This window comes from Larkinella humicola, assembly GCF_008727875.1.
Taxonomy (GTDB): Bacteria; Bacteroidota; Bacteroidia; order Cytophagales; family Spirosomataceae; genus Larkinella; species Larkinella humicola.
Map to the genome: position 1 here is coordinate 38,394 of NZ_VTWS01000008.1, position 14,179 is coordinate 52,572.

Annotated in this window: 11 protein-coding genes; 8 read left to right on the plus strand and 3 right to left on the minus strand. The window is 56.8% G+C overall.

From position 1 onward, the window contains the following. Positions 1-34 precede the first annotated feature (34 nt). Positions 35-1,090 (plus strand): serine hydrolase domain-containing protein, encoded by a 1,056-nt coding sequence (locus F0P93_RS25680; RefSeq protein WP_150880594.1) that lies wholly within the window; start codon positions 35-37, stop codon positions 1,088-1,090. A gap of 14 nt (positions 1,091-1,104) precedes the next feature. Here F0P93_RS25680 and F0P93_RS25685 read toward each other — a convergent pair whose 3' ends face one another. Both F0P93_RS25685 and F0P93_RS25690 read right to left on the minus strand, forming a co-directional pair. Then, a complete protein-coding gene (locus F0P93_RS25685; RefSeq protein ID WP_150880595.1) occupies positions 1,105-2,472 on the minus strand; it encodes a sensor histidine kinase in 1,368 nt (455 codons plus the stop codon). Further along, on the minus strand, positions 2,469-3,146 hold the full coding sequence (locus tag F0P93_RS25690; RefSeq protein WP_150880596.1) for a response regulator transcription factor: 678 nt from the start codon (positions 3,144-3,146) through the stop codon (positions 2,469-2,471). The genes F0P93_RS25685 and F0P93_RS25690 overlap by 4 nt, the downstream gene beginning before the upstream one ends. Positions 3,147-3,324: 178 nt before the next feature. Between F0P93_RS25690 and F0P93_RS25695 the strand changes: the two genes are divergently transcribed. The 4 genes from F0P93_RS25695 to F0P93_RS25710 all read left to right on the plus strand — a co-directional run bounded on the left by F0P93_RS25695 (position 3,325) and on the right by F0P93_RS25710 (position 9,480). Next, positions 3,325-4,695 carry a TolC family protein gene (locus F0P93_RS25695; RefSeq protein WP_191908919.1) on the plus strand — a complete coding sequence of 457 codons (1,371 nt, stop codon included), beginning with the start codon at positions 3,325-3,327 and terminating at the stop codon, positions 4,693-4,695. Positions 4,696-4,716: 21 nt separating this feature from the next. After that, positions 4,717-7,902, plus strand: a complete 3,186-nt coding sequence (locus tag F0P93_RS25700) for an efflux RND transporter permease subunit (RefSeq protein ID WP_150880598.1) — start codon at positions 4,717-4,719, stop codon at positions 7,900-7,902. 4 nt (positions 7,903-7,906) lie between these two features. Next, positions 7,907-9,013 (plus strand): efflux RND transporter periplasmic adaptor subunit, encoded by a 1,107-nt coding sequence (locus F0P93_RS25705; RefSeq protein ID WP_150880599.1) that lies wholly within the window; start codon positions 7,907-7,909, stop codon positions 9,011-9,013. Between the two features lie 74 nt (positions 9,014-9,087). Next, on the plus strand, positions 9,088-9,480 hold the full coding sequence (locus F0P93_RS25710; protein WP_150880600.1) for a YidH family protein: 393 nt from the start codon (positions 9,088-9,090) through the stop codon (positions 9,478-9,480). A gap of 12 nt (positions 9,481-9,492) precedes the next feature. Here the strand turns inward: F0P93_RS25710 and F0P93_RS25715 are convergent, their stop codons facing one another. After that, positions 9,493-10,203, minus strand: coding sequence for a TetR/AcrR family transcriptional regulator (locus tag F0P93_RS25715; RefSeq protein ID WP_150880601.1), 711 nt, complete (start codon positions 10,201-10,203; stop codon positions 9,493-9,495). 116 nt (positions 10,204-10,319) lie between these two features. On the opposite strand from F0P93_RS25715, the gene F0P93_RS25720 reads away from it, so the two are divergent. The 3 genes from F0P93_RS25720 to F0P93_RS25730 are packed head-to-tail and all read left to right on the plus strand — an operon-like array spanning position 10,320 to position 14,126. After that, entirely contained in the window at positions 10,320-11,324 is a 1,005-nt protein-coding gene (locus F0P93_RS25720) for an ABC transporter transmembrane domain-containing protein (RefSeq protein WP_150880602.1), read from the plus strand. Further along, positions 11,317-12,669, plus strand: coding sequence for an HlyD family secretion protein (locus tag F0P93_RS25725; RefSeq protein WP_150880603.1), 1,353 nt, complete (start codon positions 11,317-11,319; stop codon positions 12,667-12,669). Before F0P93_RS25720 ends, F0P93_RS25725 begins: the two co-directional genes overlap by 8 nt. Further along, on the plus strand, positions 12,666-14,126 hold the full coding sequence (locus tag F0P93_RS25730) for a TolC family protein (protein WP_150880604.1): 1,461 nt from the start codon (positions 12,666-12,668) through the stop codon (positions 14,124-14,126). Before F0P93_RS25725 ends, F0P93_RS25730 begins: the two co-directional genes overlap by 4 nt. Positions 14,127-14,179 lie beyond the last annotated feature (53 nt).

A 14,179-nucleotide genomic window follows, 5' to 3' on the forward strand; every position in this document is an offset into this window, starting at 1 on the left:
AGTTCTGGTCCATTCATCCAATCAAAACGAAACCATGAAAACCGTCTTTCTGCTGAGTGCATTTTTGCTTGCCTTTCTGTGTTGCAACAATTCCGTTGCGCCCGAAACCCCACCCAAAACCTACGATTTTTCGGCGGTAGACAACTACCTGGAGGAGAACCTCGGCGTCTATCAGGATAGCGTGCTGGTGCTGGTTTCTCAAAACGGGCGGGTGATTTACCAGAAAGAAGTGAACCTGACCACGGGTACAAACCGGCTGATTGCCTCGGCGTCCAAATGGCTGTCGGGCGCGGTGATCATGGCGCTGGTTGATGAAAAGAAGCTGGCGTTGACCGACACCGTCGGCAAATTCCTGCCCATTTTTACCAAATACGGCAAGGGTAACATCACCATCCGGCAGTTGTTTTCGCACACCGCCGGTTTTCCGGGCGACTCCCCCGAGAAGTTTGAATACCGGCGCGACCTGACCCTGGCCCAAGCCGTCGATTCTATTGCCGTTTACACCAAACTGACCAACCCGCCCGGCAAAGCTTTCAATTACGGCAGTGCGAGCATGCACGTTGCCGGACGCATCGCCGAACTGGTATCCGGCCAATCCTGGCAGAAGCTGTTCAATGAGAAAGTGGCGGTTCCGTGCGGGATGCAGGCGACGTATCTGCTGACCAGCCTGAAAAACCCGCTGATCGCCGGTGGTGCCCGAACCTCCGCCCGCGATTACCTGAATTTTCTGGAAATGATCAACCAGAAGGGGGTGTTTAAAGGCAAGCGGGTTTTGAGCGAGCAAGCCATCACGGAGATGCTCAGCGACCAAACCGCTGGTGCTACGATTCAGGGTACGCCCTACCCCACCAACCCGTATTCGCCCCATCCGACGACCGGCGTTCGCTACGGCATCGGAAACTGGCGGGATGTGGTGGACGCGTCCGGGAAGGCTCTGGAAACCAGCAGCCCCGGCCTGTTTGGCGCGCACCCCTGGCAGGATTCCAAAAACAACGTAACCGGGATTATTTTCACGCGCACCACAACCCGGCAAAGCGCCACCACGAGTTTGAAAATCAGGGAGATGATCCGGGCAATTGTTGAGAAATAAAGGAAAGTCCGGTTTTAAAACGGCAGCGCGGGCAAACGGACAGAAACCGTGGTTCCCTGATGAGGTACGGATTGAATCTGGAGAACGCCCTGGTGGAGGCTGATGATCTTTTCCGCCAGCGTTAAGCCGAGGCCAAATCCCTGAATACCACCTACGTTTCCGGCCCGCATCATGGGTAGAAACACATCGGACAACTGCGCTTCGGGAATGCCGATGCCCTGATCGAAGACATCGATAACGACCCACGAAGGCTGGTAGGTCACCTGAACCTGCACCGGCTGGTGGCTGGAATATTTACAGGCGTTGTCGATGATGTTGATCAGGGCGGTTCGCAGCAGACTGTTGTTACCGACCACCTTGATGATCGAACTGCTCTCCGTAAAAATGTCGGTCAGTTGGAGTTCAATGGCCTGTTCGGGGTATTTTTCCTGGAAATAGGTGACAGTATCTAAAATGGTGTCGACCAGATTGATGTCTTCCAGCAACCGCGACGGATTCAGCCCTTCCACTTCGGTCAAACGCAGCAGGGAGTTGGCCAGGTCGATGGCGCCATCCAACCGAAACAGGGCTTTCTCGATGCTTTGGTGGGTGGCTTCCAGCGACTGATCGTAGGCCAGACTCGTTTCCAACATGCCCTTGACCACCGTCAGGGGCGTCCGGATTTCGTGGGAGGCATAGCCGATAAAATGCTCGTGGCTCAGCGCCAGTTGCTGCAACTGGCTCAACAGGTCATTGAACGAGCCGGCCAGGTAACTGGCTTCGTCGGGCTGGGGTTCGTGAATCAGCCGAAACGAGAAATCATTGACGGTAGCCGTGTTGATCTGGCGAATGAGCTGGTCAAACGGGTACATGGCCCGGCTGGCAAACAAAAAACCGGCCAGCACAATGACCACCAGCGAAAGGAAATTGCCACCGATCAGGATGGCCACCAGATTCCGGCTGGTCTGTCGCCCACTCAGGTCATAGGCCGTCACAACAGCCACATAAACCTGGTTTTGATGCCGGAACGAGAGAGCAACACCCTCCTTCGGAGCTTCCCATTCCGGACTCAGGTAGGTAAAATACACTTCGTCACGACGGGCCTCCTCAAGCAGTTCGGACGGTGGCGGATAATCGTCGGGGCCGGTCGAGGCATAAATTCGCTGGTTTTGGTCGTCAAAAAGCGTTTCGTGCTGCTCGGGTAAGGTCAGGTAGGTCGATTGCTGAAATTCGCTGCGGTTCTGAAAATAGGTCTGAGCCGCCAGTGCCCGGCGCTGCAAGCGGGTCTTCATCAGCGAACTCCGGTACGATTCGTAGGCCTGAAAAATAAACACGGAGAACAGAATGAGCAAAGCCGCCACCAGCAGACCAAACGCAATAGTTATCTTCTGCTTGATGCTCATGGTTCGGCACCGATCATATACCCGACTCCAAAGACCGTGTGCAAAAGCTTCGGTTCTACGGTATCAATTTTCCGGCGCAGGTAGTTGATGTACACGTCCACAACGTTGGTGTTGGTGTTAAAATGCACATCCCAGACATTTTCCTGAATGCTCACCCGACTCACCACCCGCCCCTGATTGGCGAGCAGATACTCCAGCAGGGCATATTCCCGCGCCGTCAGGCTAATGCGCTGCCCCGCCCGCCAGACCTGGTGCGACTGCGTATCAAGTTCCAGATCCAAAAGTTGAAGCCGCTGGGGCAGCAGTGGCCGGGGCGAATTCCGCCGGGCGAGGGCTTTCAGCCGAAAAAGGAGCTCTTTGAAAGCGAACGGTTTGGTCAGGTAATCGTCGGCACCGGATTCGAAGCCCAGTACTTTGTTGTCCAGACTCCCCAGCGCCGTCAGCAGAATAACCGGAATGGCCGGCCAGTTCTGCTTTACATACCGGCACAGGTCGTAGCCGTTCATGCCGGGAATGTTCACATCCAGCACGACCACATCAAACCGGTGTTCGTTGACCAGACTGCGGCCAATAACGCCATCGAACGCCATTGAAACCGAAATCCCTTCCGACTGCAATCCTTTCTGGATGAACTGCGCCAGTTCAACATCATCTTCCACCAGTAAGACATTCATAGGCTGTCTCCCTCTTTTTTTTGGATAAATGTAGCAACAAAGTAAGCAATTCAGGGGATTGGCCCGGACTCTAACCAAATTCTAATAACTCACTAATCAGCCTTTAATGGAAGGGGTGGTTATTTTGAAAAGGAATGGCTGCGGCCCGTACAGCCGGATTCTTATTTTGAAACGCACTATGATTCAACGTCATCTGCTTGCCTTTGTCTTTTTGCTGGGGAGCTCTCCTTATCTATATTCCCAGACGCTAACGCTGGAGGGAGCGGTTGAAGCCTCCTTTGCCCAATACCCCACGCTGGCGGCTCAGCGGTCGGCGCTGGAGGCCATCCGGGCCAACGTCCGGGTCGTCCGCGACAACCGACTGCCCAATGTCCGGCTGCACGATCAGATCAACATCGGAACGGCCAACGGGTTGTCCGGTTCGTATTTTTCGCTGGGCCTGATCGTGCCGACCTCGGGCGGACGCCGGGCCGAAAACCGCCCGGATCTTGCATCGGGCAACGTGGCGCTGGCGACCGCCGACTGGGAAATCTACAACTTTGGCCGGTTTTCGGCGGAAGACAAGCTCGTTCGCAGCGATGTCGCCGTCAGCGAAGCGAACCTCCAGCGCGAGCAGTTCGGGTTGCGCCAGACGGTGATTAGCAGTTACCTCGATTTATACTGGACGGAGCAGAATCTGCTCATCGAAGAGCAGAACCTGGCCCGGGTCGATACCGTGCGCCGGATCATCGTCAACCTGGTTCGCAACGGCGTCAAGCCCGGCCTGGACTCTTCTCTCGCCAACGTCGCGCTTTCCCGCGCCCGGCTGGCCTACCTCCGGATGCAGGAAGAACGGCAACGCGCGCGGGTTCAACTGGCCACGCTGACGGGTCGCCCGGCCGAAGAGGTAAAAATCGATACCGCCTTCCGGGTCGGGCCTTTGCTGGTTCCGCTTTCGACCTCGCTCACCCCACCGACGCATCCGCTCCTGCGGGTTCAGGAACGACTCGTCACCCGGCAAACCGCCGAGATCGACCTGATCCGAAAATCAGCCCTTCCGCGAATCTCGCTGCTGGCGGCTACCTGGGCGCGGGGCTCCAGTCTGGACGTCGAAAACAACTACGGCCCGGTGGGGAAAGGGCTGGCTTATAGCCGAACGAACTACCTGCTCGGCATCGCCGGAACGGTTAATCTGATGGATTTCCGACGGGCTTCTCACCGCATCAAGCTCCAGCAATTCCGGATTGAGGAAGCCCGCAATCAGTTGGCCGTGGCCAGGCTGCAACTCCAGAGTGCGGTGGGAATTGCCGACGCCCAGCTCGCCGTCGTTCAGAGCGAACTGACCCAACTGCCCTACACGCTGCGCTCAGCCCAGGATGCCTACAACCAGCGGTTTTCGCTCTACAACAACGGATTGGAAACCATTTTGAGCCTGACCGACGCCCTGACGCTGCTCACGGCGGTGGAGAAAGAAGCCGTGCAGACCCGCGCTCAGGCCGTTCAACTCCGGTTGCAACGCGCCCAGGCGACCGACAATTTTGAGGAATTCTATTCGCTGTTCCGGCGTTAACCCACCCTAAATTTCCAGCGTATGTCTTTATTAGCAACGTCGTTGAAACGCCCGATTGCGGTTTTGGTACTCGTGACCGGAGTCGTTATGTTTTCGATCCTGTCGGCCATGCGGATTCCCATCGACATTTTCCCGCGTCTGAACTCCCCGACCATTTACGTGATCGAACCCTATGGGGGGATGTCACCGGCGCAAATGGAAGGGTTCTTTGCCACCCGGATGCAGGATCAGTTTCTGTACATCGGCGGTATTCGGGAAATTCAGAGCCGCAGTGTGCAGGGACTCACCATCGTAAAGCTGGCTTTTTATGAAGGTTCCGACATGGCTCAGGCAGCCGCCGAAGTGGCCATCCAGGTAAACCGGGCCATGAAATTTTTCCCGCCGGGCGCGCTGCCCCCGCAGGTGGTGCGCTACGATGCGTCGTCGGTGCCGATCGGTGATCTGGTGTTTTCGAGTAAAACCCGTTCGCTCGCGGAAATTCACGAACTGGCCGTAACGCGCATCCGGCCCCTCTTTTCCACCGTGCCGGGCCTGACCGCTCCGCCCCCGATCGGAACCAACTCCCGCACGATTGTCATCAATCTGAACCCCGACAAAGTCCGGAGCCTGAACCTCTCGCCCGATGAAGTGGTGGAAGCGCTGGCCGCCAACAACGCCATGACGCCCTCCGGCAATATCCGGATCGACAACACCACCTACATCACCACGCTGAATTCGCTGGAAGACCAGGTGGCCGACTTTAGCCGGATTCCGGTCGTTACGCAGGGACACCGCACCGTCTTTCTGGGCGACGTTGCCACCGTGCTCGACGGTTCGGACGTCACCGCCGGGTATGCGCTCGTCAACGGCAACCGCTCATCGTACATCCCGGTTGTTAAAACCGCCGATGCCTCGACCTGGGACGTGGTTACGCGGCTGAAAGCCAAACTGCCCGAAATGCGCGGTCTGCTCCCGGACGATATTGAGGTCAATTACGAATTCGATCAGTCGGTATTTGTAATCAATGCCGTTGAAAGTCTGCTGTTTGAAGGAGGGCTTGGGGCCATTCTGACGGGTCTGATGGTGTTGCTCTTCCTGGGCGACTGGCGCTCGTCGGTCATCGTCATCATCACGATTCCGGTTTCCATCATTGCCGCCGTATTGGGATTAAGTCTGGCCGGACAAACGATCAACATCATGACATTGTCGGGGCTGGCGCTGGCCATCGGGGTGCTGGTGGATCAGGCCACGGTGACGATTGAGAATATTCACCAGCACCTGGACATGGGCAAACCCCGCAAGCAGGCAATTTTCGATGCCTGCAAGGAAGTCGCCCTGCCGCTGTTGCTGATCCTGCTGTGTATTCTGGCGGTTTTTGCGCCCTCGTTCATCATGACGGGCGTTCCCCGGGCCATGTTCCTGCCCCTGTCGCTATCGATTGGTTTTGCCATGACGGTTTCCTATTTCCTGGCCCAGAGTCTGGTGCCGGTATTGGCCAACTGGCTCATGAAAGACCACGTTCACAAAGCGGATCACGAAGCGAAAAAACCCGGCTTTTTCGAGCGCGTCCGCGTCGGATTTGTGGGTCAGACGGGGCGACTTCTTCAACGCAACGGGCTCATTCTCACGTTGTATTTCGTCGGCATTCTGGCCCTGGCTGGCGTCGGTTTTGTATTGATCGGGAAAGACATGCTGCCTGTGACCAATTCCGGCCAGATGGTCATCCGGATGAAAACACCCGACGGCACCCGGCTCGAACGCACTGAAGAACGCGTGAGCGAACTTCTGGCGCTGGTCGATGAGGTGTCGGGGGGAAACCTGGCGGTTTCGTCGGCTTATGTCGGGGTTGTACCGACCAACTACGCGACCTCCAACCTCTACGTGAATACCAGCGGAACCAACGATGCGGTTATTAAAGTGGGACTGACCAAGGGGTTTCATACCAACATGCAGGACCTGAAAGAACGCATCCGGCTGGCGGTTCAGGACCAGCTTCCCGACCTCACACTCTCGTTCGAACCCGCCGATCTGACCGAAAAACTCATGAGCGGGGGCGCCAGCACGCCCATTGAGGTGATGGTGGCCGGGCGTAACATGAAACAGATTGCGGGGTATGCCAACCAGTTGGTCGACAGCCTGGCCGACGTTTCGTACCTGCGCGACGTCCGCATTCTTCAGCCGCTGAAATTTCCGGTCATCAACATCACGCTCGACCGGCAGAAACTGGCCATGATGGGATTGAACCTCCAGCAAGCCGCCCGGTCCATTACCGCGTCCACTTCGTCAAGCCGGTATACTGAAAAAAACCAGTGGCTCGATAAACAGTCAGCCTACACGTACCAGGTGCAGGTGCAGATTCCGGAATATGACATGCGCAACATGACGCAGTTGGAGTCGATTCCGCTGGTGGCGGGGCAAACGCGACCCGTGCTGGGCGATGTCGCCACGTTTTCCATGGACACCCTGCCCGGCGAATATGACCGCATCGGCCCCCGCCGGTTCGTAACGGTTTCAGCCAACGTACACCACCGCGATCTGGGCACGGCCACGCAGGCCGTGGAAGCCACCATTGCCAAACTGGGCGAAACCCCGAACGGACTCATCACGGAAGTGAAAGGGATGTCGTCGCTGCTGACCGAAACGCTCGACAGCCTGCAACTGGGGCTGGGCATTGCGGTGCTGGTCATCTTCCTGTTGCTGGCCGCCAACTACCAATCCTTCAAGCTGTCGTTTGTGGTCCTCAGCACCGTCCCCGCCGTCATCGTGGGGTCCATTGGGCTGCTGCTGTTGACGGGCAGTACGCTCAATTTGCAATCGTACATGGGGATCATTATGTCGACCGGTATTTCCGTCGCCAACGCCATTCTGATTGTCACCAATGCGGAGCGGTTGCGGTGGGAATACCGCAACGTGACGCGGGCTGCCATCGATAGTGTGGGGCTGCGGCTCCGGCCGGTTCTGATGACCTCGTTTGCGATGGTGGCCGGTATGGTGCCCATGGCGATGGGTACGGGCGAGGCCGGGGAGCAGGTAGCCCCACTGGGCCGGGCCGTCATTGGCGGACTGATTGCCTCGACCCTGGCCGCGCTGTACATCGTGCCGCAGGTCTACGTCTGGTTGCAGCGAAATACGAATTACGTTGACCCATCCCTGCTGCCCGACGACACGACTGCCGACCATCCGGTTGTTGAAACTCTCGATTTTGAACCCCAACCCGTTCATCCTTAAGCGTATGAAAATCACCGAATATAGTCGTTTGCTGGTCCTGCTGGGCCTTTGCACACTGAGTAGCTGTAACTCGTCCGACTCGGCGCAGACGGTTATGAAAAAGAAAAAGACCACCAAACCGGTGGCCGAAACCAACTACCGCATTGGCGCCGTGTCGCGGCAACCGGTGGGGCAAACCGTGCAACTGCCGGGCGAATTTCACCCCTATCAGGAAGTCACCATCTACCCCCGCGCGACGGGTTTTGTGGATCGGGTGCTGGTCGACCGGGGTTCGGCGGTACGAAAGGGCCAGGTGCTCATGACGATCGACGCACCCGAAACCGAAGAGCGGCTGGCGGCTACCCGTTCCAATTCGCTCAAAGCTCAGGCTATGCTGGTGGCCAGTCGCGAACATTACCGGCGGTTACTGGCCAGTAACAAGGTCCCCGGCTCCGTATCGGCTTTGGATCTCGAAACCGCCCTGGCGCGGGTGCATGCCGACAGTGCGTCGTTGCTGGGCGAAGAAGCCAATTACCGCGCCATGGCCAAACTCAAATCCTACCTGACCGTTGCGGCTCCGTTCGATGGGTTCATCACCGAGCGGAACGTTCACCCCGGGGCGCTGGTCGGAACCGGGGCACGGCAGGACCGGCCCATGCTGGTGCTGCAACAGCAAAACCGCCTGCGGCTGGTTTTCGATGTTCCCGAAACCTACAGCAGCCAGCTCCGGAAAAGCGAAGCGTTGGCGTTCACCGTCAGTGCCCTGCCGGGCAAGGTCTTCAAAGGGAAAATTAGCCGCCGGTCGGGCACGATGAACCAAAAGTTCCGCTCCGAAACGGTCGAAATCGATGTAGACAACCCAAACCGCCAGCTTCAGCCCGGCATGTTTGCCGACATCAGCCTGTCGGCCACCGGAACGCCCGGTGCGCTGGCGGTTCCCACATCGGCGGTTGTTGCCTCTACGGAGGGTCAATACGTCATCAAAGTCGAGGACGGCCGGGCCAAGCGTGTGGCGATTCGGCGGGGCCAGAAATCCGGCGACATGATTGAAATTTTCGGCGATTTACGCGACAACGACCAAGTCATTTTCAACGCCCGGGAAACCATCAAAGAGGGAACGGCGATTCAGTAGATACGGTAATCGGGTAAACCGGAAAACCGTCTGCACCAAACCTTTCAAAGACCCGTCCGGTTATATGAAGCACGATGGAACAACCCCATAAACTTCCCGCCAAAACGCCGGGGCCCGCCGATTACCTGGCCAACGAACGAACCTTTCTGGCCTGGATACGAACCAGTGTAGCCCTGATGGGCTTCGGGTTTGTCATTGTCAAATTCGCCCTTTTCATCCGCCAGCTTAGCGTCGCCCTCGGCGAAGGAACGGTTTTGCCCTCGAAAGGCTATTCGGCGGTCATCGGCGTGTTGATGGTGGCTCTGGGGGCCGTCCTGGCCCTGCTGGCTTTCTTCCGGTACCGATCGGTCGAAAAACAACTCAACGAAAACGTTTTCTTCCCCTCTCAACGGCTTTCGCTCCTGCTGACTCTAAGCATCGTCATTGGGGCTATCCTCCTGATTCTGTACCTTTTACCCGGCATTTAATTCGGATGGCATTCAAAACCGGGCCGTGTCCAGCGACGAGAACAGCAGGTGACGCAGAAAGGTCAACAAGGGATCTTTGTCGCCGACCGGGTTCTGCGATTCGGGATCAAAATCGGTCAGTGACGGTAAGTGTTGCATAAAAAATGCCTGGTAATGAGCGGTTTCGATCAGGGAGCTGGCACGCGACCGGGCGTAGGGATAGCCGGGGCGGTATTCCAGAATGATGCCAGCGATGCGGCTGCACAAGTCTTTATACGGTTTGAAGAGTTGCTCCCGGTTGTCTTCCGTCACGTGGTGCGTCAGATAGGCTTTACTCGCTTCCTGAATCACGATGCTGTGCAAAGCCGGAATATCCATGTCGTCCGCTTCCGTCGATACGTTGAGGGCCGATAGGTCTTTCAGCAGCAGCAGCTTTAGTATACGCTCCAGTTTCTCCCGCGAATCGGTCAGGTTATTGGTCTGGAACAGCACCTGGTATTCCAGCCACTGCCAGTACCAGGCCACCAGATACACCAGCAACCGGTGTTTATTTTCAAAATACCGGTAAATACTGGCCTCTTTGGTGTTGATCCGCTCCGCAAGCTTTCGGAACGTCATCTCTTCAAATCCAATTTCGGCCATCAACTGAATGCCCTGCCGAACGATCCGGCGACCCAGTTCTGAGCTTTCCGGATCACGTAGAAAAAGCTTCCCGTTCATCCGAACCACAACGGTGTATTCCATTTAGCGCGTCTATTTACTGTGCAATAGAAAATTCGTACACAAAGAAACAAACTTTCAGGAATAAAAGTTATGTTTGCAAGAATGATAGTTTTACTATCAGTTAAGAAAGCAATTTTATGGCACCTATACATTCGTATCAACAACCCCCACCAACCCCCACCCAACGGCTTCTCCGGCTGCTCGGAACCGAAAAAAAAGACATTGGGTACATTTATCTCTACGCCCTGATTACGGGCTTGATCAGCCTCTCTCTGCCGCTCGGTATTCAGGCGGTTTTCAACCTGGTGTCCAGCGGACTGGTGTTCAGTTCGGTCTACGTCCTAATCGGGCTGGTGGTGGTGGGCGTGCTGGCAGCCGGGTTGCTGGTGGTGGGTCAAATGACGCTGGTGGAAGTGCTGCAGCAACGCATTTTTGCCAAAGCAGCTTTTGAGTTTGCCTACCGGCTCCCCCGGATTCAGCCCGAAGCACTCTCGGCGTATTACCCCCCCGAGTTGATGAACCGGTTTTTCGACGTCCTGACGATTCAGAAGGGATTACCCAAATTATTGATCGACCTGACGGCGGCCGCAGTACAAATTCTGTTTGGGCTCATCCTGCTCTCGTTCTACCACCCGGTTTTTCTCGGATTTGGTTTTTTTACCCTGCTGGTCATTTTGGGCGTTAGCTGGCTCTACGGGCCACGCGGCATTCGGACGAGCCTGGATGAATCCAAATACAAATACAAGGTGGTCAGTTGCCTGGAAGAATTCGCCCATGATCTCCCCCGCTACCGCCATCAGAACGACCCGGAGCCGATCGACCGGATCGACGAACTGGTCGCCAATTATGTATCGAATCGCAATTCGCACTTTAGCGTTCTGAAACGGTTCTTTTACAGTGCCATCGCCTTCCGGACGCTGATCACCGGCGGTTTGCTCATTCTGGGAACCTCCCTGGTGATCAGCCGGGAAATGACGCTGGGCCAGTTTGTGGCGGCCGAACTGGTGATCGTCCTGATTTCCGGATCGGTGGAGAAACTGATTTCGGGCATCGACACGGTTTTCGACATGCTGACCGCCGTCGAAAAAATTGCCAACGTAACGGATTTACCACTCGAAACCGAACCAGCGACTCATGCTTAACCTATCCAACCAGCGGGTTGATGAGGCACTGTTCACCCATTACCCGCTCAAAACCCTCCGAACCCTCCCCCAACCCGACAGCGGTCGGCGGTTGGGTCGCTGGATGCTGGCTCTGTTACTCATCGGCCTGTGTGTTATGTTTTTACCGTGGCAGCAGAACCTCAACGGCGAAGGAACCGTCACGGCGCTGACCCCCCAGGATCGTCCGCAAACCATCCAGAACGCCATTGCCGGACGGATCGAACGCTGGCGAATTCAGGAGGGGCAGTATGTCAAAAAAGGCGATACGATGCTGGTGATCTCTGAAATCAAAGACGAGTATTTTGATCCCAGACTGCCCCAGCGACTCGACGAACAACTCGACGCCAAGCAAGGCAGCCTGGAAGCCACCGATGCCAAAATCTCGGCCCTCGACGGACAGATTGCCGCCCTCAAAACCGGGTTACAGGTCAAACTGGCGTCGGCCCGAAACAAGATTCGTCAGAGCGCGTTCAAAGTGACCAGCGACAGCACGGACCTGCTCGCCGAACGGAAGAATTACCAGATTGCCCTCGACCGGCTGGAGCGGTATGAAAAGGGGTACAAAAACGGTCTGTTTTCACTCACCGACCTCGAATCCCGGCGACTGAAAGTGCAGCAGGACTACGCCAAGGTGATTGCCTGGGAGAACAAGCTGAACGTGTCGCGGCAGGAACTGGTCAACGCCCGGCTCGACCTGAACACGATTCAGGCCGATTACCAGGAGAAGATTGCCAAAGCCCTCTCGGACCGCAGTTCGGCGGTTTCGTACCGGGCCGAAGCCGACGGCGAGATTTCCAAAATCCGGAATAAAATCAGCAGCGTAGACGTTCGGCGGGGGTTATACGTCGTTCGTGCACCGCAGGATGGCTACGTGGTTCGGTCGTTGAAATTCGGAATTGGCGAGACCATCAAGGAGGGCGAATCCATCGCTACCCTGCAACCCGCCAACCCGTCCATTGCCGTCGAACTCTACGTTCGGGCGATGGACGTGCCGTTGATTCAGCGCGGGCGCGAAGTCCGGATTCAGTTCGATGGCTGGCCAGCCATTCAGTTTTCGGGCTGGCCGACAGTGGCCGTCGGTACGTTCGGGGGCGAGGTGGCCGTTATCGATGCCGTTAGCAGTGTCAACGGGAAATACCGCCTGCTGGTGCGGCCCAAAGCCCGGCCCAGCGACCAGCCCTGGCCCAAACAGTTGCGCGTTGGTTCCGGCGTGTATGGCTGGGTCATGCTCGACGACGTACCGATCTGGTACGAGATCTGGCGGCAGTTGAACGGTTTTCCGCCCAGTTTGAAAGAAGAACCTAAAGAGGAAAAGAAGGCATGAAGCGTCTCATCCTACTCTATGGGCTCTTGCTGGGTGGCGCGGTGTCCGGCAAAACATTCGGACAAACCCCGACTCCCTCTCCGGACACGACGGTTTTTACGGCGGCCGATTTCTACCGGGTCGTTTCGCAGTACCACCCGATTGTCCGGCAGGCCGCTTTGCTGAACGAGGAAGCCCGGCAGGAAATCCGCCAGGCACAGGGCGCATTCGACCCGAAGCTGTTTTCGGCTTATGACCGCAAGGAATTCGGCAATAATCTGTATTACGACAAGTGGCAATCCGGGTTGGCGATTCCGGTTTTGCCGGGCGGGATCGACGTTAAGATGACCTATGACCGCAACCGGGGCGAGTACCTGAATCCGGAATACCGGGTGCCTTCAACCGGTCTGGCGGCCGTAGGTCTGAGCGTCCCGATCGGGCAGGGTTTGCTGATCGACGCCCGGCGCAATGCCTTGCGTCAGGCGCAGTTGGCGGTCAATCTGGCGGATGCCGATCGGTTGAAACTGATCAACAAAACGCTGTTCGATGCGGCCAAAACCTACTGGGACTGGTATATGACCTACCAGCAGTTTCAGTTGATCCGGCAGGGCTACCAACTGGCCGACACCCGGTTTCGGGCCATGCGGGAACGGGCCGCCCTGGGCGATGTGGCTCCCATCGACACTACCGAAGCCCTGATTACGGTGCAGGACCGGCTGGTGCAACTCCAACAGGCGGAAGTTGACTGGCAGAACGCCCGCTTGCGGCTGACGGCTTTTCTGTGGATCAGCGATGATGCGAACACCCCGCCCAAGCCGGTTGACCTGCCCCTGGCGGTGGTGCCGCAGACCGCTCCGCTCGATCGAACCACCGAAGCCCAACTGCAAAATCTGCTGAGTCGGGCGGCCGAACAACACCCGGAATTACTGAGCCTGGCGGCCAAAGGACAACAACTGGCGGTGGAAGAACGGTTTCGGCGGTCGTTGCTGCAACCCCAGATCACGCTGAATGCCAGTTTGTTGAGCCGCACGCCCTTGACGGGGCTGGGATACGATGGCCCCAGCTACTACGCGTTTCGGCCCGAGAACCACAAAATTGGTCTGGATTTGACGTTTCCGCTCTTCCTGCGCAAAGAGCGCGGCAAGCTTCGGCAGGTGCAGATCAAAAGCCAGCAGTTGAACCTCGAACGGCAGCAAACCGGCCGCGATATTGCCAACGACGTACAGGCCGCCTGGAACGAACTGAAGACGCTGGAAGGTCTGATTTCCGTTCAGCAACAGACGGTTGCCAACCAGCAAACGCTGGTGCGGGCCGAACAGCAGAAGTTCGACATCGGTGAAAGTTCGCTCTTTCTGATCAACAGCCGAGAAACTAAACTGATTGATTTACAGATCAAACTGGAAGAATTACGGGCCAAATACCAGAAAGCCGTAGCCACCCTTTGGTACGCAGCCGGTACCAACGCAGGATCGATGTAATCACAAATTCGATTGGTCATTCCTCCGGGATGACCAATCGAATGCCATCAAAG

Bases quoted from the DNA above. Each gene is read 5' to 3' on its own strand.
- F0P93_RS25680 (WP_150880594.1), top strand. From the start codon at position 35: ATGAAAACCGTCTTTCTGCTGAGTGCATTTTTGCTTGCCTTTCTGTGT.
- F0P93_RS25685 (WP_150880595.1), bottom strand. From the start codon at position 2,472: ATGAGCATCAAGCAGAAGATAACTATTGCGTTTGGTCTGCTGGTGGCG.
- F0P93_RS25690 (WP_150880596.1), bottom strand. From the start codon at position 3,146: ATGAATGTCTTACTGGTGGAAGATGATGTTGAACTGGCGCAGTTCATC.
- F0P93_RS25695 (WP_191908919.1), top strand. From the start codon at position 3,325: ATGATTCAACGTCATCTGCTTGCCTTTGTCTTTTTGCTGGGGAGCTCT.
- F0P93_RS25700 (WP_150880598.1), top strand. From the start codon at position 4,717: ATGTCTTTATTAGCAACGTCGTTGAAACGCCCGATTGCGGTTTTGGTA.
- F0P93_RS25705 (WP_150880599.1), top strand. From the start codon at position 7,907: ATGAAAATCACCGAATATAGTCGTTTGCTGGTCCTGCTGGGCCTTTGC.
- F0P93_RS25710 (WP_150880600.1), top strand. From the start codon at position 9,088: ATGGAACAACCCCATAAACTTCCCGCCAAAACGCCGGGGCCCGCCGAT.
- F0P93_RS25715 (WP_150880601.1), bottom strand. From the start codon at position 10,203: ATGGAATACACCGTTGTGGTTCGGATGAACGGGAAGCTTTTTCTACGT.
- F0P93_RS25720 (WP_150880602.1), top strand. From the start codon at position 10,320: ATGGCACCTATACATTCGTATCAACAACCCCCACCAACCCCCACCCAA.
- F0P93_RS25725 (WP_150880603.1), top strand. From the start codon at position 11,317: ATGCTTAACCTATCCAACCAGCGGGTTGATGAGGCACTGTTCACCCAT.
- F0P93_RS25730 (WP_150880604.1), top strand. From the start codon at position 12,666: ATGAAGCGTCTCATCCTACTCTATGGGCTCTTGCTGGGTGGCGCGGTG.